Below are 23,408 nucleotides of genomic sequence, written 5' to 3'. Positions count from 1 at the left end.
GGTTTAAGCGGGTGTTTTTTTCACCCGCAACGCCTTGGCCTTGGCTTCCACGCCCAGGTACATCACCAGCGCAATCAGCAGCGGGCAAATAAAGTAAATCGCACGGTACGCAATCAAGCCGGCCAGCAAACTGCCGCGTGAGGCTTCGTGTTGCAGCAGCGCAATAAACACCGCTTCCAGCACGCCGAGCCCGGCGGGGATGTGGGTAACCACGCCGGCAATCGCGCTGATCAGCAGCACGCCCAGCACCAGCGGATAGTCCAGCTTGGCCGGCAGCAAGGTGAAAATCACCGCCGCCATCAGCGACCAGTTCAGCGCGCCCAGCGCCAGTTGCAGGCAGGCCATGCGCAAGGAGGGCAGGTTGATTTCGATTCCGCGAATCGACCATGCGCGCTTCTTGGAAAACTGGCACGCCGCCAGATAACCGAGGCTCGCCAACACCAGCAGCGCGCCAATACCCTGCAACGCCGTGCTGCTGACTTTCCAGCCCGGCGGCATGGTCACCAGCCCGCTGCTGAACACCACTCCGGCCAATGCCATATAGCCAAACCAATTGGTGGCCAGGCTCAAGCCGAGGATCTTGGCAATATTGCTGGTGCTCACTCCCAACCGCGAATACAGCCGGTAACGCATGGCAATGCCGCCGACCCAGGCGCTCAGGTTAAGGTTGAACGCATAGCTGATGATTCCTACCGGCAAGATCTGCTTCCACCCCAGCGGCTGGCGAATGTAGGTGCGGCCGATCAGGTCGAAGCAGGCGTAGACGATAAAGCTGCACAGCGTCAGCCCGCTGGCAATGATCAATGTGCGTACTTTGAAGTCGCCTAGGGTCTGGAACACTTCGCTCCAGTCGATGCGTCGGGCGAGCAGGGTGAACAGCACAATCAGCAACAGGAAAAACGCGATGGTCAGCGGTTTCTTCCAGCGCTTGAAACGTTCAGCGCCCATGGACCTGGCCCTCGACCGGCTGCAAACGCGGCTTGTGCGCCGGCAGCCAGCCGGTCAGCGCGGGGAAGTGACGCATCACATGGAACACCAGAAAACCCACGGTCAAGCGCCATAACCACAGGCGCGGCTTGCGATTTTCCGGCATGGTCTGGCAATGGTTTTTGGCCAGCACTTCCAGGCGTTCATACAGCTGCTGATTGAATGCCCGGTCGCGAATCAGCACATTGGCTTCGAGGTTCAGCGACAGGCTCAGCGGGTCGAGGTTGCTCGAGCCCACGGTGCTCCATTCGTCATCCACCAGCGCGACTTTGCCGTGCAGCGGGCGCTGGCAATACTCGTGAATCACCACGCCGTCCTTGAGCAAATAGTCGTAGAGCATGCGCGCGGCCAGCTTGGCCAACAGCACGTCGGGCTGGCCCTGCATGATCAGTTGCACCTGCACGCCACGCCGCGCGGCATTGCGGATTTCACGCAGCAGGCGGTAGCCCGGGAAGAAATACGCGTTGGCGATCACCACCCGTTGCTTGGCTTGGCTTAGCGCGTGGATATACGCCTCTTCGATATCGTCGCGGTGCTGGATATTGTCGCGGTAAATCAGACGCACCAGGCCATCGCCTGGCTCGCCCGTCCACAACGACGGCCGTTGCTGGCGCCGCCGCCAACCGCGCCGCGTGCGCACCTGACGGCCGCTTTGCGCGAGGGCAAAATGATGCAAGTCGGCCACCGCCGGGCCGGTCACCTGCACCGCGTAATCCTGCTTGGCTTCGGGGCCGAAATCCCCCAGGTGGTCGGCGGAAAAGTTGATCCCGCCGATAAACCCCACGGTCGCGTCCACCACCACGATCTTGCGGTGCAGGCGGCGAAACCAGTTGGTGCGAATGCCCAGGGTCTTGGACGCCGGGTCGAACATCTGCACCGCCACCCCCGCGTCGGCCAACTCGCCGAGAAAGCCCGGGCTCAGCTCGCCGCAGCCAAAGCCGTCGAGGCTCACCACCACCTTGACCCCACGTTGCGCCGCCTCGATCAAAATGCTGTGCAGCTCAGTGCCGACTTTGTCCTCGAAGAGAATAAAGGTCTCCAGCAGAATCTCGCGCCGCGCACCGCGCAAGGCCTCGAACACCTTGGGGAAGTAAGCCTCGCCGTTCTCCAGCAGCTCCACCTGGTTGTCGCGCTGCCAGCCGTAATCGAGGTCGCGGGCCTTGGCTTCGTCCGGTGGCTGGTCGGTGGCGATGTGCTCTACGGCAACGTTCATATCTCAACCTCTACCGACAGCGGCACATGATCAGACAGATGGGACCAGGGGCGGGTGGTGAGCACCCGCGGGTTATGGATCTTCAGGTTGCGCACGTAGATACGGTCCAGCGGTAGCAATGGAAGGCGCGCCGGGAAGGTGCGTGGCGGCTTGCCTTGGCTGTGCACGAACACTTCGGTGAGGCCGCTTTGGCTGAGGTCGGCCTTTTGGCGCCAGTCGTTGAAATCACCGGCCACCACCAGCGGCGCATCGGCCGGGATCTCGCGGATGCGCTGCTCCAGCAGGCGCAATTGCTGCTGGCGATGCACCTCACGCAGGCCCAGGTGGATGCAGATCGCATGCACCTCCTTACCGTTGCCGGGCAGGCGCAGCACACAATGCAGCAGGCCACGGTTTTCATGGCCGCTCTGGGAGATGTCGAGGTTGTCGTAGCGCACGATCTGGAATTTCGACAGCAGCGCATTGCCGTGGTCGCCATGGGGGTAGACCGCGTTGCGCCCGTAGGCGAACTGCGGCCAGATACTGTCGGCGAGGAACTCGTATTGCGGCATGTTCGGCCAGTCGCTGTAGCGCTGCGGGTGGCGTTCGTGGGTGCCGTGGATTTCCTGCAGAAACACCATATCGGCGCCCACGCTGCGCACTGCCTCACGCAGCTCGGGCAGGATGAAACGTCGATTCAGGGCGGTGAAGCCCTTGTGGATATTGACCGTCAGCACCGTGAAGCGAGTGATGGCGACGCTGGGGGTGATGGGCACCCAGTCGGGGATCGCAGCCATGATTGCTCCTGTGAAAGAGTGGGGGCCTGGCCCCCGTTTATGGCTGACTGCGTTTTTTGCCTGAAAGTTTCCACCTTCCTACAAACGGCGTAGGACCAAATGTGGGAGGGGGCTTGCCCCCGATGAGGGAGTATCAGCCAATAGGTGATTGACTGACCCACCGCCATCGGGGGCAAGCCCCCTGCCACATTTGATCCTCTATTGCCTTTGGATCAGTGGCCGGTCACTGCCCGGGTCGAGGGCTCGGCGTACACCGGCCCCAACCGATCCAGCCGCCCGCTCCACGCCGTCAGCGCCAGCGCGACCAACACCACCAGGCCGCCAATCCACGCGGTGTGGATCAGCCCCATATGCGCCACGATCAAACCACCCGCCCACGCACCGCCGGCGATCCCCAGGTTAAACGCCGCGATATTCAGGCCCGAGGCCACGTCCACCGCGTTTGGCGTGTGATGCTCGGCCTGGCGCACCACATACACCTGCAGGCCCGGCACGTTGCCGAAGGCGACCGCGCCCCACACCAGCACGGTGGCCAGTGCCAGCCACGGGTTGCCGGCGGTGAAAGTCAGCACAAACAACACCGCAGCCAGCAGTGCGAAGATGATTTTCAGCGCGCTGATCGGCCCGCGTTTATCCGCCAGCTTGCCGCCCCAGATATTCCCGGCGGCCACCGAGATGCCGTACACCAGCAGCACCAGGCTGACGGTGCCGGCGCTGAAGCCGGAGATGTCCTGAAGGATCGGCGCCAGGAAGGTAAACGCGATAAACGAACCGCCGTAGCCCACCGCCGTCATCGCGTACACCAGTAACAGCCGGGGTTGCTTGAGCACTTGCAACTGCTGCAGCAACGACGCGGGTTTGCTGTGGGCGATGCTTTTCGGCACATAGATCAGGCTGCCGATAAACGCGATCACCCCCAGGGCCGACACAGCCAGGAAGGTTTCACGCCAGCCGAAGTGCTGACCGATAAACGTGCCCAGCGGCACACCGGTCACCAGCGCCACGGTCAGCCCGGTAAACATGATCGCAATCGCGCTGGCGGCTTTCTCCTTGGGCACCAGGCTGGTGGCGATGGTCGAGCCAATCGAGAAAAACACGCCGTGGGCCAGGCCGGTGACGATCCGTGCCAGCACCAGGGATTCATAACTCGGCGCCTTCCAGGCCAACAAGTTGCCGAGGGTGAACAGCACCATCAGCGACAACAGCAGCAGCTTGCGCGGCACCTTGCCGGTCAGGGCGGTGAGCACCGGAGCGCCGATGGCCACGCCCAGGGCGTAGAGGCTCACCAGCAGGCCGGCGGACGGCAGGTCGACGCCAAGGTCGGCGCCGATGGTGGGTAACAGACCAACGATGACGAACTCGGTCGTCCCGATGGCAAATGCGCTGAGGGTCAGCGCGAGCAAGGCAATGGGCATGGCTGCAACTCCGGTGGGTTTCAATCAGGAGCGCAGTGTCCGGTTTTGGCTTGTGCGGAATAAGATGGGGATTGGCATTTGATATTTGCTCACAAGGCAAAGATGCCGAAGCAGGGGAACGATCAGGATTCAAACCCGTCAGTTCCTAACAGACCCTTCTGTAAGGAGCCCGGAGTTTTGCCGAATCTAAAGACTGCATTACTGCTTGGCGCGCTGCTGTTGTTTGGCAGCGGCGCATTGCATGCCGCGGCCACCGCGCCCGAACCTGAGGCGCCGGCCAAGCCGGAGTTGCTGGTCGAAGGGGGGCTGCTCGGGGCGATCAGTTCCAGCATCGATGATGTGCAGCAGAAGCTGGACCTTAACCAGAACCTGATTGATGAATGGCGCCTGCGTGCCGACCGCGCCGCGGATGAAGTGGGGCGGCTGGTCAACCAGACCGCGCAGCGATCACCTTGGAGCGTGGCGGGGGATTTCCTGTTGCTGTCCGGGGTGTGGGTTGGCGCCTTTACGCTGCTGACCCTGCTCGGGCGCTTTATCGTGCAGCGCCTGGGCCGGCGCAGCTTCTTTGAACGGCGTGAGCGCCTGCTTGCTGTACTCGGCTATGTGGTGCCCTACACGATCCCCGCGCTGATCTGCCTGCCGCTGACCTTGTCGGTCAGCCACTTTTTACCCACTTCAATTGGCCGCGCGCTGGCGCTGTGTTTTGCCTACGCCACTAGCAGCGGCATTTTTTCCACCTCGATGCTGTTGTGCGTCATCGTCATGTTCAACGTCGGCCACAAGCGCCCGGCGGTGCAGATTATTCGCGATTACTGCCCCAAACCGCTGTTCCTGATCGGCTTCCTCGCCGCCCTCAGTGACGCGCTGACCAGCCCGCAGATCGCCCGGCAACTCGGCGGCAATATCACCAGCAGCATCGCGGTGTTCACCGGCCTGTTCGCAGCGGTGATCTTCGGCGTGTTGGTGGTGCGCCTGCGCCGCCCGGTGGCCCATCTGATTCGTAATCGGCCGTTGGCCCAGCGCCTCAAACACCCGGCGTTGCAGCAATCGCTGCGGGTGTTTTCCGGGCTGTGGTACTGGCCGATCCTGTTGATGGTGCTGGTGTCGGCGATCAACCTGATCGGCGCCGGCGACGATAACCAGAAGGCCCTGCGCTGCGCGCTGTTCACCACCATTCTGTTGATTGGCACGGTGTTTCTCAGCACCGTGCTCCAGCACCTGTTCAAGTCGCGCAGCCAGGTGGCGATCCAGCGCAGCAGCGCCTACAAGGAGCGCTTTCTCAGCCTGTTGCACGCGATCCTGCGCATCGTCATGGCGATCGCGTTTATCGAGATTCTTGGGCGGATCTGGGGCGTGTCGCTGTTCGAGTTCGCCCAGCGCAACTCGGTGGGCCGCGCGATCAGCGACTCGCTCAGCAGCATCGGCCTGATCCTGCTGATGACCTGGCTGTTCTGGGTGGTGCTCGACACGGCTATCCAGGAAGCGCTGAAACCGCCAGTGAATAAACGCTCGAACCGCCAGCCCAGCACGCGGGTGAAAACCATCCTGCCGCTGGTGCGCAATGCGGTGAAAATCATCCTGGTGGTGATCTGCGCGATCACCACCATGGCCAACCTCGGCATCAACGTGGCACCACTGCTGGCGGGTGCCGGTGTGGTCGGCCTGGCCATCGGTTTCGGCTCCCAGCAACTGGTGCAGGATGTGATCACCGGCCTGTTCATCATCATTGAAGACACGCTGTCGATCGGCGACTGGGTGGTGCTCGACTCCGGCCACGCCGGCACGGTCGAAGGCCTGACCATCCGCACCCTGCGCCTGCGCGACGGCAAGGGCTTTGTGCACTCGGTGCCGTTCGGGCAGATCAAGGCGGTTACCAACCAGTCGCGGCAATTTGCCTATGCGTTCTTCTCGGTGCAGTTCACCTACGACACCGACGTGGACAAGGCCGTGGAGCTGATCCGCGAGGCCGGGCAGTCGATCCGCGACGACGTATTCCTCAAGTACAACCTGCAGGGGCCGCTGGAGGTGTTTGGCGTCGACAAGATGGACCTCAACGGCGTGGTGCTGACGGCGCAGTTCCGGACGGTGTCGGGTGGGCAGTATGCGGTGAGTCGTGCGTTCAACCAGCGCTTGAAGAAGCTTGTGGATAACTGCGATGAGGTGCATTTCGCGCAGACTTATCCACAGCAGGTTTTGTTGCCCCAGCGCGGGGAGCCGGTGGCGATTACGGAGCAGCCGCGTACCTCGGGGTAGGTGGTGGCTGGGCGGCCGCCATCGGGGGCAAGCCCCCGATGAGGCCCTCAATGCCTGATCAACTTCTCCTGAACCACCTGCTGGTCAACCTCCACCAACACCCGCTGCTTGCCACCCACCCTCACCGCCGCCGGCAGCCCATCCCGATACACAATGCGGTTGCCACTCACGGCGGGCACCTTGTCGCCCGGCAGCAATGTTCCCACCAGATTCACCGGATCGGCCCCACACACCGCGATCAAACTGCCGTCATGGGGCCTGCGCCGTACCTCGCGCAGCAACGGGATCGCCTCCGGCAAGGCAAACTGCTCCCCCGCCAACCCGCTGACAAACCGCCCGCCGCGAATCTCGCCGCGCGCCTCCAGGCGATGAAAGGTGCGCAGCAACTCGCGCCAGCTCGGTAGCCAATCCGCCTCGCGCTCCAGCACCCGCCAGAACACCACGCCATAGCGGCGCAACAAGGTCATCGCCACGTGCTCAAGCGTCTCCGCCGAGTGTGGACCGGCGGCGGTAGAGGGGCGCCGAATCAACGCCCAGCGCCCGGCATCGTCCATGCCGCCGATAAACGCCCCACGCCCGCGCCGGCTGCTACGCGCCTGGCGTTTGCTGGCGGGGGTGGTCAGGGCGCGCAGGCCGGCGAAGCTGTCGGCATTCACCAGGCCCGCACCCACCAATTCCTGCAAGGCGCTTTCCAGTTCGCTGCGCAGCAGATGGGCCTCGTGCACCAGCTCATCAAAAAACAGCGCGCCGTGTTCGCGCAGGGCCAGGTGGACTTTTTGCGCCTTGGGCGACAACGCCGTGCTGTCGGTAGCCTCGGTCAGCCCGCTCCATAACGGCACTTGCGCGCGGGGCAGCAGCACCACCGGCGTGCTGCGCAGGGCAAGGGCGCCGGCCTTGTTACTCAAACGCATCCAGACCAGTTTGCCGCTGCGGCACAGCTCATCGAGCCAGGTGGCGCTGTAATCCTTGATCCGCGCACTGAGCAAGTCACTGTCCCAGGCGGATGCAGCGCCGGCATAGCCTTCGAACTGCCCGACGATCTGCGCCAACACGGCGCTGCCTTGGCCACGGGTGCTCTCGGACAGATGCTGCCAGTCGAACAGAAAACGCATGAAGTCCTGCAACGCCACCGGTTCGATCTCGCGGCGCAGGCGCTTGACCGTGTAGCGATGAATGCGCGCCAGCAAATGCCGCTCGCACCATTGCTCATCGCTGGCTCCGGGGCTGAAGCGACCGCGCAGCACATAGCCTTCCTGCTCCAGTCGGGCGAGGGCCTGGGTGACGTCGGCCGCCGCCAGACCCAAGGGCGCGGCGATCTCGATCAGGGTCAGCGGGCCGAAACCGCCGAGGCGCGCGCGCAGCACTTCCACCACCGCGTCCTCGAAGGTCCACGGCTCATCGAAACCCGGCAGCAGCGGCAAATCCCCGGGGTAAATCGTCTGCAGGCAACTCAGGCGTTCCACCGCCACCCACAGCCCGTTGTGCAGTTGATAGGCGCGCCCGGCGCTGGCCAACGCCTGCAACCACTCGGCCCATTGCGGCGTGACTTCGTGAGGGGCGATGCACGCCAGGCTCATCAACGCCTCGTGCATTTCATCCACGCCATGGGGCGCCGGCCAGGCTTCTTCGCGCACGCCGGCGATGGCATCGGCGTCCAGCGCGCCGAGGTCGTCGGTGCTGTGCGGGTCGCTCCAGCGGCGGTTGAGTACGGCTTGGGTGCGGCGTTCTTCCAGTGGCGCATCGTCGAGAAAGGTGTAGGGCCGCGCGCTGAGAATCTCGGCGGCCATGGGTGAGGGTGCCGGCAGGTCGCGGCTGATCAGGCGCACCTCGCCACGCTCCATGCGCCGCAGCAGCGCGAGCCAGGCGTCGCTGTCCATGGCTTCGTGCAGGCAGTCGTCGAGGGTCTGTTCCACCAGCGGGTGTTCGGGCACTTCGCGCTCGCCTGCAAGGTTTTCCAGGCAGGCGATCTGGTCGGGAAACACGCTGGCGATCAGGTCTTCGCTTTTCATGCGCTGGATCTGCGGCGCCACCTTGCGCCCGCCGGTATAGCGCGGCAGCGCCAGGGCCACGCCGGCGTTCCAGCGCCAGCGCACGCCGAACAGCGGCGCATCCAGCACGGCCTGGATCAGCAGGTGTTCGGCGCTGTGGCTGTTCAGATAACGCCATACCTCATCCAGCTCAAAGCTGTGGCTGGTGGACAGCGACAGCACGATGGCATTTTCGCTGGCCGCCGCCTGCAGTTCGAAGTTGAAGGTGCGGCAAAAGCGCTTGCGCAGGGCCAGGCCCCAGGCGCGGTTGACGCGACTGCCGAACGGGGTGTGGATGATCAGCTGCGTGCCGCCGGACTCATCGAAAAACCGTTCCATGATCAACGTGTCCTGGGACGGCAGCGCACTCAGGGCCAGGCGCGCACGGGCCAGGTAATCGAGGATCTGCTCGGCGCTGGCGCGGTTCAGGCCGAGGGTGCCGGTCAGCCAGTCCAGGGCCGGCTGCAGCGCGCCGGGCGTGGCGCCGAGCAACGCGTCCAGCTGGCCCTGCAAACGCGCCACCGCCGAGGACAATTCGTTGCTGCGCCCCGGCGCTTCGCCGAGCCAGAAGGGGATGGTCGGCGGCTGGCCGTGGGCGTCCTCGACCCGCACCTTGCCGGCTTCGACCCGCAGGATGCGGTAGGAAGTATTGCCGAGCTGGAAGATATCCCCGGCGATGCTTTCCACCGCAAAGTCTTCATTCACGCTGCCGATGTTCAGGCTCTGGGGCTCCAGCAGCACGCTGTAGTCGGCGTTGTCGGGGATGGTGCCACCGCTGGTCACGGCGGTCAGCCTGGCGCCACGGCGGCCGCGCAGGGTGCGGGTCAGGGCGTCGCGGTGCAGGTAGGCGCCGCGCGGGCCCTGGCGACCGTTGTAGCCCTCGGCGAGCATCTGCAACAGCGCCTGGTAGTGGCGCTCATCCAGCTCGGCGTAGGGCGCGGCGCGGTGGATAAGCGCCAGCAGGGCTTGCTCGGGCCATTCACGGGCGCTGACTTCGGCGATGATCTGTTGGGCCAGCACATCCAGCGGGGCGACGGGAATGTGCAAGGTATCCAGCTCGCCCCGGCGCACGCAGTCGAGCAGGGCGGCGCACTCGATCAGATCGTCGCGGGTGGTGGCGAACAGGCGGCCCTTGGGCGTGCCGCCGACCTGGTGGCCGGAGCGGCCGACCCGTTGCAGAAAACCGTTGATGGACCCCGGCGAGCCGATCTGGCACACCAGGTCGACATCGCCAATATCAATCCCCAGCTCCAGCGACGCGGTGGCGATCAGCACTTGCAGCTCACCGGCCTTGAGGCGTTGCTCGGCATCCAGGCGCATCTCTTTGGCCAGGCTGCCATGGTGGGCGGCCACGGCGGCCTTGCCCAGGCGTTCGCTCAAATGCCTGGCCAGGCGCTCGGCCAGCCGCCGGGTGTTGACGAACACCAGCGTGGTGCGGTGCTCACGGGCCAATTCGGCGAGGCGGTCGTAGACCAGCTCCCACACATCGTTGGCCATCACCGCCGAGAGCGGCACCGGCGGTACTTCAATGCCCAGGTCGCGGGGGCGGGCGTGGCCGATATCGACGATGGCGCACTCACGGCCGGTGCCCACCAGAAAACGCGACACCGCCTCGATAGGCTTTTGCGTGGCCGACAGGCCGATGCGCGTCAGCGGCGCGGCGCACAGCCCTTGCAGACGCTCCAGGCTCAGCGCCAGGTGGCTGCCGCGTTTGCCGGCGGCGATGGCGTGGATCTCATCGACAATCACCGTGCGCGTGCTGGCGAGCATCTGCCGGCCAGAGTCCGAGCCCAGCAGCACATAGAGGGATTCCGGGGTGGTCACCAAAATATGCGGCGCGCGCTTGCGCATCTGCGCGCGGTCTTTTTGCGGGGTGTCGCCGGTGCGCACGGCGGTGCGGATCACCAGCGGCGGCAAGCCCATGCCCTGCAAGTGTTGGGTGATACCGGCCAGCGGGGTTTGCAGGTTGATCTGAATGTCGTTGGACAGCGCCTTGAGCGGCGACACATAAACCACCAGCGTCTCATCCGGCAGTTGGCCGCCGTGGGCAAGGCCTTGGTGGACGAGGTCGTCCAGCACTGCGAGGAACGCCGTGAGCGTCTTGCCCGAGCCGGTGGGCGCGGCGATCAGGGTCGAGTGGCGCTGGCGAATCAGCGGCCATGCCTGGGCCTGGGCGCGGGTCACCGAGGGGAACGTGGCGCCAAACCAGGCGCTGACCGCGGGGTGGAAACCGCTCAAGGCTGTGTCGGTTGATTCGGGAAGATTCATCTAGTGATTGATAGCCCGTGGTTCAACAAGTTGCAAACACGTACTTTATCCGTGACGGTTGCGCTACAAACCCGCAAAATGCAACGATTCCGGCAAATGCCGGCGGCATGCCTCACGGGCCTGCCGACCATAGCCATCGTTCCAAACAGACCGGGCCTGCACACTCTATGCGAATGCGCCTTATGTTACTGGGCGGCGGGAATGCCCTCGGGCAGGCGCTGATTCGCCTCGGTGCAGAGGAAGACATCGGTTTCCTCGCACCCAAACCGCCCCAAGACGGCTGGGATGCCGCGAGCCTTACGCAATTGCTCGACGACACCCGTCCCGATGCGTTGATCAACCTCGCTTACTACTTCGACTGGTTCCAGGCCGAAGCCGTCAGCGAAACCCGCTTGGCCGCCCAGGAGTTCGCGATCGAACGCCTGGCCGAGTTGTGCCAGCACCACAGCATCACCTTGCTGCAGCCTTCCAGCTACCGCGTGTTCGATGGCTCCCGCGCCACCGCCTACAGCGAAAAGGACGAGCCGGTGCCCTTGGGCCTGCGTGGCCAGGCGCTTTGGCGCATTGAGCAGAGCGTGCGCGCCACCTGCCCGCAACACGTGCTGCTGCGCTTTGGCTGGCTGCTGGATGACAGCGTCGACGGCACCCTCGGGCGCTTCCTGGCCCGGGCCGAGAAACCCGATGAACTGCTGATGGCCGATGACCGTCGCGGTAACCCGACGCCGGTGGACGATGCCGCGCGGGTGATCATTTCGGTGCTCAAGCAACTCGATTGCGCCGCGCCGCTGTGGGGCACTTACCACTACGCCGGGCATGAGGCGACCACGCCGCTGGCGCTGGGCCAGGCGATCCTCACCGAAGCGCGCAACTTCCACCCGCTGGCGATTGAATCGCCCACCGCCCAGGCCCACGCGGCCCGGCCGGACGCGGCGGATGAGCCGCAGCATGCGGTGCTGGCCTGCAAGAAAATCCTTCACACCTTCGGCATCAAGCCACGGGCGTGGCGGGCGGGGTTGCCGGCGTTGCTGGATCGGTTCTACCGGCATAGCTAAATTCAACACAAATCAAAATGTGGGAGGGGGCTTGCCCCCGATAGCAGAGTGTCAGTCAACAGATTCATTGGCTGATCCACCGCTATCGGGGGCAAACCCCCTCCCACATTTGGTTCTCTGCCACATTGGGTTTTGTGGTGTTTGTGAAATGTTGCTTAGAATTTGTAGCCGATACCCACCATGTACACCATCGGGTCCACGTCCACATTGACCTTGGCGCGAGTGCCCGGCGCCACGGCGTTGTTTTCCACCGTCGCCTTGGTGCTGATGTCGATGTAACGCGCCTGGGCGTTGATCATCCACTTGTCGTTGATCATGTAGTCAGCGCCGATCTGCGCCGCCCAGCCCCAAGAGTTCTCGGCCTTGAAGTTGCTGAAGCCGGCGCCTTGGGCGCGGCTGCCGACGTGTTCGTCGTAGATCCAGGTGTAGTTGATGCCGGCGCCCACATAGGGTTGGAACGCAGACTTGTTATCCAGCGGGTAGTACACGACGCTCAAGGTCGGCGGCAGGTGCTTGAGGGTACCGAGCTTGCCGTTGGCGGCGCCGAGGGCGGTGCCCTTGATCTTCACGTCGTGCTCGAACGGCGTGGCGGCCAGCAGTTCGATACCGACGTGGTTGGTGAGCATGTAGGCGAAGTTCAAGCCCAGTTGGGTGTCGCTGCTCATGGTCGCCTTGCCGCCCAGGTTGGTGCCGGCCAATGGGCCCTGGTCAACCTTGACGTGGCCGCTGTCGGCTTTCGGGTTCACGGTGATTGCACCGGCACGAACCAGAATGTCGCCCGCTTCGTGAGCGTGTACGACAGGGGCAGCGAGGGCGAGCGCGAAGAGGGACGCGCCGAGCAGAGACTTGTTCATGGGAGCTCCAAAAGGACGTTTAAAAGTTGTACGTCCAATGGTAAAGATCGTTCCGCGCGATCTTTTGACTCAGCTCAATGAAAGGGCAACCACTGAGTAAAACTGTGGGAGGGGGCTTGCTCCCGATGCGGTAGATCAGTCAACCCATTCAGCGACTGATCCGCCGCTATCGGGAGCAAGCCCCCTCCCACATTTGGATCTTCAGTGTGTTTGGAGGCGGGTTACTCCGGCAGTTCGTAGATATAAATCTTCTCGGCATCCATCTGGTAACCGGCGTCGGCCAGTTCGCTGCTCGACGGTTTGACCTGCATCGCGCCCTCGATCCAGTACGGCTGGTACAGCTCGTCGAGCTTCACGCCGATTTCGCTTTTCACATGCACGATCTGGTTCGACGGCGGTGGCGGCACGTGGATGCACGCGCCGAAATACGGCACCAGCAGAAACTCGGTGGTGCGGCCTTCCTCGCTGACTTCCAGCGGCACGATATAGCCCGGCAAACGAATATGCTGGCCATCCAGGCTCTGCACCACCGGCGCGTTGGGCAGGTCCTGCTTGGCCGCCGGCGCCGCTTCCACCGACAACGCATCGGCCATGTTCGAGAGGTCGTGCAGCGGTTTCATATTGGGGATTTCCGGCGGGGCGTCCGGCGGGATCATCTCCTGCCAGGACAGATCCTTGGGCTGGTCCTGCGCCCAGGTGGGCACCGCCACCAGCAGCAACAACGCAAACAGAGCGCGACGCATCAAAGCCTTCCTCATAAACGTATGGACAGGCCATCGGCCAGGGATTGTCGATAGGCGCGCCACGCGGGCACGCTGCCCATCAACAGCGCCGCTGCGAGGATACCGGCGAGCAGCGTCCATTCATATTCGCTCGGCCACGCCATCGGCAGGTCCAGGCCGTAATTGGCCTGCAAGTACCCGCGCGAGGCGGCGATGCACACATACAGCAAGCCGACGCCTGCGATCACGCCGGACAAGGCCAGGGCGAATGCTTCGAAGATCAGCAACGTCGCGATATGCCACGGGCGGGCGCCTACCGAACGCAGGATCGCCATTTCGCGGCGGCGTTCGTTGAGGCTGGTGAGGATCGCCGTGAGCATGCCGATCAAACCGGTGAGCACCACAAACAGCGAGATCACGAACAGGGCTTTTTCGGCGGTGCCCATCATGCTCCACAGCTCTTGCAGGGCCACGCCGGGCAGGATCGCCAGCATCGGCTCGCCACGGAATTCATTGATCTCGCGCTGCAGGGCAAAGGTGGAAATCTTGTTGTTCAGGCCGAGCATGAACGCGGTGATGGCCTGCGGGGTGAGGTCCATGTTGCGTGCCTGGTCGGCGCTGATGCGGCCCTTGCCCTGGGCCGGCACGCCGTTGTGCCAGTCGATGTGAATCGCTTCCATGCCGCCGAGGCTGATATGCAGCGTGCGATCCACCGGCGTGCCGGTGCGCTTGAGTATGCCGACCACGGTGAAGGGTTTGTCATCATGTTTGACCAGGCTGACCACCGCCACACCATGGGCCAGCACCAGTTTGTCGCCGAGCTTGTAATGCAGCGCGTCGGCGACTTCGGCGCCGAGCACCACTTCGAATGGGTCGGTGGCGAAAGCGCGGCCGCTGGCGAGTTCGAGGTTTTGCTTGCGGCCGTACTGGTAGTGCTCGAAGTAGGATTCGTTGGTGCCCATCACGCGGTAGCCGCGGTGGGAGTCGCCGAGGGAAATCGGGATCGCCCATTTCACCTGGGGGCTGGCGGCAAAATGCTCGTAGCTGTCCCAGCGAATGTTGTTGGTGGCGTTGCCGATGCGGAACACCGAGTACAGCAGCAGGTTCACCGAGCCCGAGCGCGCGCCGACGATCAGGTCGGTGCCGCTGATGGTGCTGGCGAAACTATTGCGCGCCTCGACGCGCACGCGCTCCACCGCGAGCAACAGGCAGACGGACAGCGCGATGGCGAACGCGGTGAGGATCGCGGTAAAGCGGCGGTTAGCCAGGCTGGCCATGGCTAGACGGAACAGATACATCTCAAACCTCTGCGGGCGTGGCGGCGCGATTGAGTTCGGCCAGCGACAGGTTGCGGTCGAACAGCGGCGCCAGGCTCTGGTCATGGCTGACAAACAACAGGCTGGCCCCGGCCTCGCGGCATTCGGCGAACAGCAGCTGCAGGAAGGCTTCGCGAGCGTCGTAGTCCAGGGCCGAGGTCGGTTCGTCGGCGATCACCAGCTCCGGTTGTCCGATCAGCGCGCGGGCGGCGGCCACCCGTTGCTGCTGGCCGATGGACAGCGAGTCGGCGCGGCGCTCGAGCAAGTCCTTGTCCTTCAAGCCCAAGTGCGCAAGTAAGGTCGCGGCGGCCTGGTCGACACTGCCGTGGCGTTGCTTTGCCCTTTGCGCGCGTAGTTTGGAGAAGTGACAAGGCAACTCGACGTTTTCGCGCACCGACAGAAACGGCAGCAGGTTGAACTGCTGGAAGATATAGCCGGTGTGATCGACACGAAAGCGATCGCGGGCGCCCGCCGACAGCTCGGTGAGTTCCTGGCCGAGCAGGCGGATGCTGCCTCGGCTGGGTTTCTGCACACCGCCGAGCAGGCCGAGCAAGGTGGTTTTGCCACTGCCGCTCGGGCCCTTGAGAAACAGGGTTTCCCCGCGTTCCAGGCGAAACGCGGGGATGTCCAGCAACTGTGGGTGACCGGGCCAGTTAAAGCCCAGGTCGGACAGTTCGATCAATGCGTGGGTCATGTGAACTCAGAACTTCAGGGTGGCTGCGGTGGCCGTCGCTTCAACACCTTGCTGGCCGCTCGGGCCGATCAGTTGTACCTGAATTTTCTGGGTGGCGGGGAAGGTCTTGAACACCTGGCTCAGGTCCAGGTTGCTCAGGGCTGTCGGCGTGGCGCAGGTGAACTGGTAGTGGGCGTGGATTTCGCTGTGGTCGTGATGATGCTCGTGGGCGCCGGCTTTGGCGTCGTCGTCATGATCGTCGTCGTCATGGTCGGCTTCCGGTTTGTCGCCGAACAAGGGGCTGTTGAGTTCCTGGCTGCTCACGACGCAACCGGCGCCTTTGGGCAGGTTGAACAGGGCGGTGGGGTTTTCCAGCTGTTTGCGCACGGCGGCGACCTTGGCCTTGTCGGCGGCGCTGGTGGCCAGGTGTTCGAAGCCCACCAGGTTCATCGCCGGGCTGTCGAGTTCCAGCTCCAGGGCCTGGCCGTCCAATACGGCATTGAGGCGGCCGACCCCGTGTTCGTGGGCGCCGAGGCTGCCGTGCTCATGATCGTGATCGTGCTCATCCGCAGCGTGAGCAATGGCGAGTGGCAACAGGGCAAACGGCAAAGCAAGCAGCAGACGGCGCATGAGAGAAGGCTCCAGGACATGAAAGTTTTGTTATGTGATCTTATAACAATAGTGCCGAGAGTTTGACCGCCCGCTTGGCGTTGCGCAAGCCGCATGGGAGCATGCCTGTCAGAAAAAGTGCAGGAGTACGGACGATGTTGCGAATTCGTGGAACCGTCGGCGACTGGCCGGTGGACTTGACCCTGGAACTGGATGACGACGATTGGGCGCGCCTGGGTGTGCAGTTGCAGGCAACGCCTGTGGCCACCGCTGCGGCCGCGCCGGCGGCGCCGGTCAAGCACAATGATGACTTGTGGCAGAACGCCCAGGACCTGTTGCGCAACGCCGGGCAACTCAATGGCCTGGAATTGCTCGACCAGTTGGAAGGCCTGGCGGGAGACGCCTCGGCGGGCAAGCGCCTGCTGGTGCGCCTGCGCCATAGTGCCAAGGTCAAGGTGAGCAGCGGCGGGGATACGCCGCTGTACAGCTGGGTCGGCGATTAGTACAGCGCGGCGAACAGCTTGCGGCGGTATACGGTGACCAGCGGGTGGTCATTGCCCAGCAGTTCGAACACCTGCAGCAGGGTCTTGTGCGGCAGGCCTTCGCTGTAGCTGCGGTTGCGGATAAACAACTTGAGCAAACCTTCCAGCGCCGCGTCGTACTGCTGGCGCGCCAGTTGCTGGATGCTCAACTGATAGGCGGCTTCATCGTCCTGCGGGTTTTGCGCCAGGCGGCTTTTCAAGTCGGCGGCGTCGGGCAAGTCGGCGGCCTGGCGCAGGAAGGTGATCTGCGCCTTGGCCCCGGCGAGGGCGGCCTTGTGGTCGTCGCTTTTCACCGCGTCCAGCACGGCCTGGGCTTCACCCAGCTCACCGCGCTCGGCCAGGCAACGTGCGTACAGAATCAGCGCGGCGGCGTTGGTGTTGTCCTCGCCCAGCAAGGTCACCAGCACGGCTTCGGCATCGCTGATACGGCCTTCGGCAAACAGCGCCTGGGCCTGTTCCAGCGGGTTGGCGGCCGCCGGCGGTGGCATCTGCACATGCGGCTCCAGCAGCTTGCGCACCGCCGACTCCGGCTGCGCCCCGGCAAACCCGTCCACCGGCTGGCCATCCTTGAACAGCACCACCGTCGGCAAGCTTTGAATGCCAAAGCGCGCAACGATGTCCTGCTCGGCCTCGCAATCGACCTTGGCCAGCAACAGCTCGCCCTGATAACTCTCGGTAATCTGCGCCAGCATCGGCATCAACGCCTTGCACGGCGCGCACCACTCGGCCCAGAAATCCACCAGCACGGGTTTTTCGAAGGAGTTCTGGATCACCGCCTGGTCAAAATTGGCAGTGGTGACATCGAAGATGTACGGCGAGGGATTGCTCATTGTGCGTCTCGAATAAAGCGGGAATGGGGCAACTATAAGGGCTGGCGGGTTTGGCTGAAAGTGCGCTATCGCGGGCAAGCCCACTCCCACAGGGGAATGGGCTCAACTGTGGGAGGGGGCTTGCCCGCGATGGCCTCATGAGCGCCGCGAATGGTACAGGCTCACCTTGCGAAACTCCCACGGCTCGGCCAGGTCGGGCAACGTCAATGCATCGAGTATTTCCAAGCGCTGATAAGCCGGGTGCTGAAAGTCGCGCACGCGCGAATCCGCCACCAATGCTTCGCGGCCACGGCTGAGGAAGTGGTCCAGCAGCGGCAGGTTGGCGCGGTCGTAGAGGACGTCGGCGACCAGGATCAGGTCGAAGCGGTCGGCTTCGGCGAAGAAGTCGGCGGAGTAATTCAGTTCGACATTGTTCAGTTCGGCATTTGCTCGACAGGATGCCAGCGCCAATGGGTCCAGGTCGCAGGCCACCACTTCCAGAGCGCCAGCCTTGAAGGCCGCGATTCCGGCCACACCGGAACCCGCGCCGAAATCCAGCACGCGTTTGCCCGCGACCCACTCGGGGTTCGCCGCCAGGTAGCGTGCCAAGGCGAGGCCGCTGGCCCAGCAGAAGCTCCAGTACGGCGGTTCGTGCAGGATGCGCCGGGTTTCTTCGGGGCTGAAGGCGCGGTCCATGTTGTCCGCGTCCAGCAGCCACAACGACAGCGCGGTGCCCGGCAACGGGCAGGGCACCAATTGCGCGTCGCCGATCAGCTCGCTCAGCGCCGCTTGCAGGGCCAGCGGTGGGGTCATGGCGCCTTGACGAGTTGCAGGGGGCCGGTGGTCTGGGTGATCGGCTGGGTGATGCGCACGGCGGGCAGGTGCAGGATCAACTGGCCCGACTGGCTGGCACGACCGCGCAATTCAACCCGCGCACCGGCCGGGAAGGCCTCCGGGTTGTAGCGCAAGCGGAAGGCCAGGGGCTGGCCGTTGCCGGTCAGCACACTGCTGGCCAGCAGTTGTTGTGGACGCGAGCGATCATCGATCACCAGCAACGCCATCTCGACTTCGGCGCCGGCCGGCACGTTGGTAAGGCTGCCGCTGATTTCCCGCTGGAAGGCGGGCAGGGGGCCCATATCTTCTATGCCCGGGACTTTTTTCTCTTGCGCAGGCACCGGTTGTGGGGCTGCGGGCTTGGGGGCTTCGCTGCTGCAGGCGACCAGAAAACTGAACAACGTGAGCAAAACCAGTGGTCGTAACTGCATGTACGGCTCCAGAAAGGACAAAATCCGTGGCTTGAAAAATACGAAACATAATAGTCAGCCTATATACCGTAAAGGCTATGGCTTGTCTTGCCACGGGGATGCGCTACCATGGCCCTCCCATTTTTTGTTGCCTGCCAACCATGCACTGTCCCTTCTGCGGTGCCAACGACACCAAGGTCATTGACTCGCGTCTGGTCGCCGAGGGCGATCAAGTGCGTCGCCGGCGCGAATGCCTGGCCTCTGGCTGCGGTGAACGTTTCACCACCTTCGAAACCGCCGAACTGGTATTGCCCCGTCTGATCAAGTCCGACGGCAGCCGCCAGCCTTTCGACGAAGAAAAACTGCGCGCCGGTATGCAGCGCGCCCTGGAAAAACGCCCGGTGAGTGTCGAGCGGCTGGAAGCGGCGCTGGTGCATATCAAGCACAAGCTACGTGCGACCGGCGAGCGCGAGGTCAAGAGCCTGGTGGTTGGAGAGCTGGTGATGGGCGAGCTGCAAAAGCTCGACGAAGTCGCCTATATCCGTTTCGCCTCGGTGTATCGACGCTTCCAGGACCTCAATGAGTTCCGCGAAGAGATCGACCGCCTGGCCCGTGAGCCTGCCAAAGAATGAATCCAGAGCAAGCCGTCCTCGACGCCCATTACATGGCCCGCGCCCTCGAACTGGCGCGCAAGGGCGTGTACACCACCCATCCCAACCCGCGTGTTGGCTGCGTGATTGTCCGCGATGGGCAGATTGTCGGCGAAGGCTGGCATGTGCGCACCGGCGAACCGCATGCCGAAGTCCATGCCCTGCGCGCTGCCGGTGACAAAGCGCGCGGCGCCACCGCCTATGTGACCCTCGAACCTTGCAGCCACTATGGTCATACCCCGCCGTGCGCCGATGCGCTGGTGAGTGCCGGGTTGGCTCGGGTGGTCGCGGCGATGCAGGACCCTAACCCGGACGTCGCCGGGCGCGGCATGCAGCGCCTGGCCCAGGCCGGGATCGACGTGCGCAGCGGTGTGTTGGAAAGTGAAGCCAGGACTCTCAATAGAGGCTTCCTCAAGCGTATGGAACATGGCCTGCCGTTTGTGCGGGTCAAGCTGGCGATGAGCCTGGACGGCCGTACCGCGATGGCCAGCGGCGAAAGCCAATGGATCACCGGCCCCGCCGCCCGCGCCGCCGTGCAGCGCCTGCGCGCCGAGGCCAGCGTGGTGCTGACCGGTGCCGACACAGTACTGGCCGATGGCGCGCGTCTCACCGTGCGTGCCGCCGAGTTGGGCCTGGATGCAGAAACCACCGCCCTGGCCATGTCGCGCCCGCCGTTGCGCGTGCTGATTGACGGGCGCCTGCGGGTGCCGCTCAACGCGCCGTTTTTCAAGGCCGGTCCCGCGCTGGTCATCACCTGCGTGACTGCGGAAAACCAGTTCCCGCGTGGCCCCGAGTGCCTGGTGGTGCCGGGCGTCGAAGGCCAGGTCGACCTGCGCTCGGCGCTGGTGGCGCTGGCCGCCCGTGGCGTCAACGAAGTGCTGGTGGAAGCCGGCCCGAGCCTGGCCGGCGCGTTTGCCCAGCAGGGGTTGGTAGACGAATACGTGATATTCGTCGCCGGCAAGTTCCTCGGCTCCGCCGCGCGGCCTTTGCTCGACTGGCCGCTTGAGAAACTGTCCGACGCCCCCCAACTCAAGATCACTGAAATGCGCGCTGTAGGCGACGACTGGCGAGTCACTGCCATCCCTGTGCCAGCAGCGAGCGTATAATTTCCCGCCTGCGCTCAGCGCGGCCCCCGTATTTTTGGAGAAGGCCATGTTCACCGGCATTATCGAATCCATCGGCAGCATCCGCGCCATGACCCCAAAGGGTGGCGACGTGCGCCTGCTGGTTGAAACCGGCAAGCTCGACTTGGGCGACGTCAAGCTGGGCGACAGCATCGCCGTCAGCGGCGTGTGCCTGACCGTCATCGAGTTGCCGGGCAACGGCTTTGCCGCCGACGTCAGCCGCGAAACCCTCGACTGCACCGCGATGAACGACCTCAAGGCCGGCAGCCCGGTCAACCTGGAAAAAGCCCTGACCCCCACCACGCGCCTGGGTGGCCACCTGGTCAGCGGCCACGTCGACGGCGTCGGCGAAGTGGTTGCCCGCAGCGAAAACGCGCGTGCCGTGGAATTCCGCATCCGCGCGCCGAAAGAGCTGGCCAAGTACATCGCCCACAAAGGCTCGATCACCGTCGACGGCACCAGCCTGACCGTGAACGCCGTGAATGGCGCCGAATTCGAACTGACCATCATTCCCCACACCCTCAGCGAAACCATCATGGCCTCGTACCAGCCAGGTCGCCGGGTGAACCTGGAAGTCGACTTGCTTGCCCGTTACCTGGAGCGCCTGTTGTTGGGCGATAAGGCCGCAGAGCCAACCGGTAGCAACATCACCGAAAGTTTTCTGGCCGCTAACGGCTACCTGAAATCCTGACCAAGGGGGTGCCGCGTGGCGCTCAATAACATCGAAGAACTGGTTGAAGACATCCGCCAAGGCAAGATGGTCATCCTGATGGATGACGAAGACCGCGAGAACGAAGGCGACATCATCATGGCCGCCGAGGCCTGCAAGCCCGAGCACATCAACTTCATGGCCAAGCACGCCCGTGGGCTGATCTGCATGCCCATGAGCCGCGAGCGTTGCGAACTGCTCAAGCTGCCGTTGATGGCGCCGCGCAATGGGTCGGGTTTCGGCACCAAGTTCACCGTGTCGATTGAAGCGACCACCGGCGTCACCACCGGTATTTCTGCTGCTGACCGCGCGCGCACCGTGCAAGCGGCGGCCGCCAAAGACGCCAAGGCTGAAGATATCGTCAGCCCGGGCCACATCTTCCCGTTGATGGCCCAACCGGGCGGCACCCTCGCGCGCGCCGGCCACACCGAAGCCGCCTGCGACCTCGCGCGCATGGCCGGTTTCGAGCCGAGCGGGGTGATCTGCGAAGTGATGAACGACGACGGCACCATGGCCCGTCGCGCCGAACTCGAAGCCTTTGCCGCCGAACACGACATCAAGATCGGCACCATTGCCGACCTGATTCACTACCGCATGATCCACGAACGTACCGTTCAGCGGATTGCCGAGCAGCCACTGGACAGCGAACTGGGCCAATTCAATTTGGTGACCTACCGTGATTCAGTCGAAGGCGACGTGCACATGGCCCTGACCCTGGGCACCATTTGCGCCGACGAACCGACCCTGGTGCGCGTGCACAACATGGACCCGTTGCGCGACCTGCTGATGGTCAAGCAGCCGGGCCGCTGGAGCCTGCGCGCCGCCATGTCCGCGGTTTCCGAGGCAGGCAGCGGCGTGGTGTTGCTGTTGGGCAACCCGGTGGATGGCGACGTATTGCTCGCGCATATTCGCGAAACCGCCGAGCACACCCAGGTCAAGACGCCGACCACCTACAGCATCGTCGGTGCCGGTTCGCAGATCCTGCGCGACCTCGGCGTGCGCAAAATGCGCCTGATGAGCGCACCGATGAAATTTAATGCGATATCCGGATTCGACCTGGAAGTTGTAGAATACGTGCCCTCCGAATAAAGCCCGGCGTTTTTTGCCCCTTGTTCGCGGTTAAATCATCACTGAGGGACGCACTTTTCGCGTCCCGGCTCTTTAAGAGATTTGTCGAATGACCCTGAAGACCATCGAAGGTACCTTCATCGCCCCCAAAGGCCGCTATGCCCTGGTGGTTGGCCGCTTCAACAGCTTCGTGGTTGAAAGCCTGGTAAGCGGTGCCGTGGACGCCCTGGTTCGCCACGGTGTGAGCGAGAGCGACATCACGATCATCCGCGCCCCTGGCGCCTTCGAAATTCCACTGGTTGCGCAAAAAGTTGCACAGCAGGGTGAATACGCGGCGATCATCGCCCTGGGCGCGGTGATTCGTGGCGGTACTCCGCACTTCGAATACGTGGCCGGCGAATGCACCAAGGGCCTGGCCCAGGTGTCCATGGAGTTCGGCGTGCCAGTTGCCTTCGGCGTACTGACCGTGGATTCCATCGAGCAAGCCATCGAGCGTTCCGGCACCAAGGCCGGTAACAAGGGCGCTGAAGCTGCCTTGTCCGCCCTGGAAATGGTTAGCCTGCTGTCGCAGTTGGAGGCCAAGTGATTTCCGACGAGAGCGATCGTTTCAACCCACGCGATGAGCGTCCAGCCGATGCCGGCAAGCCGTCGAAAAGCGAAAAGCGCCGTGCTGCCCGCCAGCTCGCGACCCAGGCGTTGTACCAGCGCCACATGGCCGGCACGTCGCTGAACGAGATCGAAGCGCAGTTCCGCGTCGATAACGACTTCACCTTTGCCGACCAGAGCTACTTCCACGACATCCTGCACGGGGTTCCGGCCAACCTGACCGAGATCGATGCAGCCCTGTCGCCGTGCCTGGACCTGACCCTTGAAGAGCTGGACCCGGTTGAACTGGCCGTATTGCGCCTGTCCACCTGGGAGCTGCTCAAGCGCGTCGACGTGCCGTACCGCGTGGTCATCAACGAAGGTATCGAGCTGGCGAAAGTCTACGGTTCGACCGACGGCCACAAGTTTGTCAACGGCGTGCTCGACAAGCTGGCCCCGCGCCTGCGTGAAGCCGAAGTGAAGGAACACAAGCGCTAAGTTGCGCTTGGGTT

22 protein-coding genes are annotated in these 23,408 nt (G+C 63.7%); 9 read left to right on the top strand and 13 right to left on the bottom strand.

Going from position 1 to position 23,408, the window contains the following annotated elements; all coding sequences use genetic code 11:
• Nucleotides 1-3: 3 nt before the first annotated feature.
• From AC0IYH_RS23570 to AC0IYH_RS23555, 4 genes are all read right to left on the bottom strand, one after another.
• Nucleotides 4-948 (bottom strand): lysylphosphatidylglycerol synthase domain-containing protein, encoded by a 945-nt coding sequence (locus tag AC0IYH_RS23570; RefSeq protein WP_471836488.1) that lies wholly within the window; start codon nucleotides 946-948, stop codon nucleotides 4-6.
• Nucleotides 938-2,200: a cardiolipin synthase ClsB gene (gene clsB / locus AC0IYH_RS23565; protein ID WP_471836486.1), complete on the bottom strand. Its 1,263-nt coding sequence runs from the start codon at nucleotides 2,198-2,200 to the stop codon at nucleotides 938-940. Before clsB ends, AC0IYH_RS23570 begins: the two co-directional genes overlap by 11 nt.
• Complete coding sequence (locus AC0IYH_RS23560; protein ID WP_122773496.1) at nucleotides 2,197-2,976, bottom strand: endonuclease/exonuclease/phosphatase family protein; 780 nt, start codon at nucleotides 2,974-2,976, stop codon at nucleotides 2,197-2,199. Before AC0IYH_RS23560 ends, clsB begins: the two co-directional genes overlap by 4 nt.
• Before the next feature lie 212 nt (nucleotides 2,977-3,188).
• The gene (locus tag AC0IYH_RS23555; RefSeq protein WP_471836485.1) at nucleotides 3,189-4,391 is read right to left on the bottom strand and encodes an MFS transporter; all 1,203 of its coding nucleotides are present in this window, start codon (nucleotides 4,389-4,391) and stop codon (nucleotides 3,189-3,191) included.
• Nucleotides 4,392-4,568: 177 nt separating this feature from the next.
• On the opposite strand from AC0IYH_RS23555, the gene AC0IYH_RS23550 reads away from it, so the two are divergent.
• Nucleotides 4,569-6,644 carry a mechanosensitive ion channel domain-containing protein gene (locus AC0IYH_RS23550; RefSeq protein WP_116629447.1) on the top strand — a complete coding sequence of 692 codons (2,076 nt, stop codon included), beginning with the start codon at nucleotides 4,569-4,571 and terminating at the stop codon, nucleotides 6,642-6,644.
• 47 nt (nucleotides 6,645-6,691) lie between these two features.
• Here AC0IYH_RS23550 and AC0IYH_RS23545 read toward each other — a convergent pair whose 3' ends face one another.
• Entirely contained in the window at nucleotides 6,692-10,939 is a 4,248-nt protein-coding gene (locus tag AC0IYH_RS23545) for an Lhr family helicase (protein ID WP_471836483.1), read from the bottom strand.
• 167 nt (nucleotides 10,940-11,106) lie between these two features.
• Here AC0IYH_RS23545 and AC0IYH_RS23540 point away from each other — a divergent pair, with 167 nt between their 5' ends.
• A complete protein-coding gene (locus tag AC0IYH_RS23540) occupies nucleotides 11,107-11,991 on the top strand; it encodes a sugar nucleotide-binding protein (RefSeq protein WP_116629445.1) in 885 nt (294 codons plus the stop codon).
• Nucleotides 11,992-12,146: 155 nt separating this feature from the next.
• Here AC0IYH_RS23540 and AC0IYH_RS23535 read toward each other — a convergent pair whose 3' ends face one another.
• From AC0IYH_RS23535 to AC0IYH_RS23515, 5 genes are all read right to left on the bottom strand, one after another.
• Nucleotides 12,147-12,845 carry an OmpW family outer membrane protein gene (locus AC0IYH_RS23535; protein ID WP_116629444.1) on the bottom strand — a complete coding sequence of 233 codons (699 nt, stop codon included), beginning with the start codon at nucleotides 12,843-12,845 and terminating at the stop codon, nucleotides 12,147-12,149.
• Between the two features lie 221 nt (nucleotides 12,846-13,066).
• Nucleotides 13,067-13,588 carry a DUF3299 domain-containing protein gene (locus AC0IYH_RS23530; protein ID WP_471836481.1) on the bottom strand — a complete coding sequence of 174 codons (522 nt, stop codon included), beginning with the start codon at nucleotides 13,586-13,588 and terminating at the stop codon, nucleotides 13,067-13,069.
• An 11-nt stretch (nucleotides 13,589-13,599) separates the two neighbouring features.
• Nucleotides 13,600-14,865, bottom strand: a complete 1,266-nt coding sequence (locus tag AC0IYH_RS23525; RefSeq protein WP_122538752.1) for an ABC transporter permease — start codon at nucleotides 14,863-14,865, stop codon at nucleotides 13,600-13,602.
• Between the two features lies 1 nt (nucleotide 14,866).
• Entirely contained in the window at nucleotides 14,867-15,577 is a 711-nt protein-coding gene (locus AC0IYH_RS23520) for an ABC transporter ATP-binding protein (protein ID WP_116629441.1), read from the bottom strand.
• Nucleotides 15,578-15,583: 6 nt separating this feature from the next.
• Complete coding sequence (locus tag AC0IYH_RS23515; protein ID WP_122773492.1) at nucleotides 15,584-16,186, bottom strand: DUF2796 domain-containing protein; 603 nt, start codon at nucleotides 16,184-16,186, stop codon at nucleotides 15,584-15,586.
• Between the two features lie 134 nt (nucleotides 16,187-16,320).
• Here AC0IYH_RS23515 and AC0IYH_RS23510 point away from each other — a divergent pair, with 134 nt between their 5' ends.
• The gene (locus tag AC0IYH_RS23510; RefSeq protein ID WP_116629439.1) at nucleotides 16,321-16,668 is read left to right on the top strand and encodes a hypothetical protein; all 348 of its coding nucleotides are present in this window, start codon (nucleotides 16,321-16,323) and stop codon (nucleotides 16,666-16,668) included.
• On the opposite strand, the gene trxA is transcribed toward AC0IYH_RS23510, so the two are convergent.
• The 3 genes from trxA to AC0IYH_RS23495 form a co-directional block, all read right to left on the bottom strand.
• On the bottom strand, nucleotides 16,665-17,537 hold the full coding sequence (trxA, locus tag AC0IYH_RS23505) for a thioredoxin (protein ID WP_116629438.1): 873 nt from the start codon (nucleotides 17,535-17,537) through the stop codon (nucleotides 16,665-16,667). The two genes, AC0IYH_RS23510 and trxA, sit on opposite strands and share 4 nt — an antisense overlap.
• A gap of 135 nt (nucleotides 17,538-17,672) precedes the next feature.
• Complete coding sequence (locus AC0IYH_RS23500; RefSeq protein ID WP_471836479.1) at nucleotides 17,673-18,329, bottom strand: class I SAM-dependent methyltransferase; 657 nt, start codon at nucleotides 18,327-18,329, stop codon at nucleotides 17,673-17,675.
• Nucleotides 18,326-18,781 (bottom strand): YbaY family lipoprotein, encoded by a 456-nt coding sequence (locus AC0IYH_RS23495; protein WP_116629436.1) that lies wholly within the window; start codon nucleotides 18,779-18,781, stop codon nucleotides 18,326-18,328. The genes AC0IYH_RS23500 and AC0IYH_RS23495 overlap by 4 nt, the downstream gene beginning before the upstream one ends.
• Before the next feature lie 140 nt (nucleotides 18,782-18,921).
• Between AC0IYH_RS23495 and nrdR the strand changes: the two genes are divergently transcribed.
• From nrdR to nusB, 6 genes are all read left to right on the top strand, one after another.
• Complete coding sequence (gene nrdR / locus AC0IYH_RS23490) at nucleotides 18,922-19,392, top strand: transcriptional regulator NrdR (protein WP_015886108.1); 471 nt, start codon at nucleotides 18,922-18,924, stop codon at nucleotides 19,390-19,392.
• Entirely contained in the window at nucleotides 19,389-20,516 is a 1,128-nt protein-coding gene (gene ribD, locus AC0IYH_RS23485; protein WP_471836477.1) for a bifunctional diaminohydroxyphosphoribosylaminopyrimidine deaminase/5-amino-6-(5-phosphoribosylamino)uracil reductase RibD, read from the top strand. Before nrdR ends, ribD begins: the two co-directional genes overlap by 4 nt.
• A 46-nt stretch (nucleotides 20,517-20,562) precedes the next feature.
• Nucleotides 20,563-21,225 (top strand): riboflavin synthase, encoded by a 663-nt coding sequence (locus AC0IYH_RS23480; protein ID WP_116629434.1) that lies wholly within the window; start codon nucleotides 20,563-20,565, stop codon nucleotides 21,223-21,225.
• Between the two features lie 15 nt (nucleotides 21,226-21,240).
• Nucleotides 21,241-22,332: a bifunctional 3,4-dihydroxy-2-butanone-4-phosphate synthase/GTP cyclohydrolase II gene (gene ribBA, locus AC0IYH_RS23475; RefSeq protein ID WP_471836476.1), complete on the top strand. Its 1,092-nt coding sequence runs from the start codon at nucleotides 21,241-21,243 to the stop codon at nucleotides 22,330-22,332.
• Between the two features lie 88 nt (nucleotides 22,333-22,420).
• Entirely contained in the window at nucleotides 22,421-22,897 is a 477-nt protein-coding gene (gene ribH, locus AC0IYH_RS23470; RefSeq protein WP_003176356.1) for a 6,7-dimethyl-8-ribityllumazine synthase, read from the top strand.
• On the top strand, nucleotides 22,894-23,394 hold the full coding sequence (gene nusB / locus AC0IYH_RS23465; protein ID WP_101273191.1) for a transcription antitermination factor NusB: 501 nt from the start codon (nucleotides 22,894-22,896) through the stop codon (nucleotides 23,392-23,394). Before ribH ends, nusB begins: the two co-directional genes overlap by 4 nt.
• Nucleotides 23,395-23,408: the final 14 nt, after the last annotated feature.

It is taken from the genome of Pseudomonas sp. AC463 (assembly GCF_979253585.1).
Note: the sequence above shows the minus strand (reverse complement) of the source record. Positions and strands in the feature narration are given on the sequence as shown.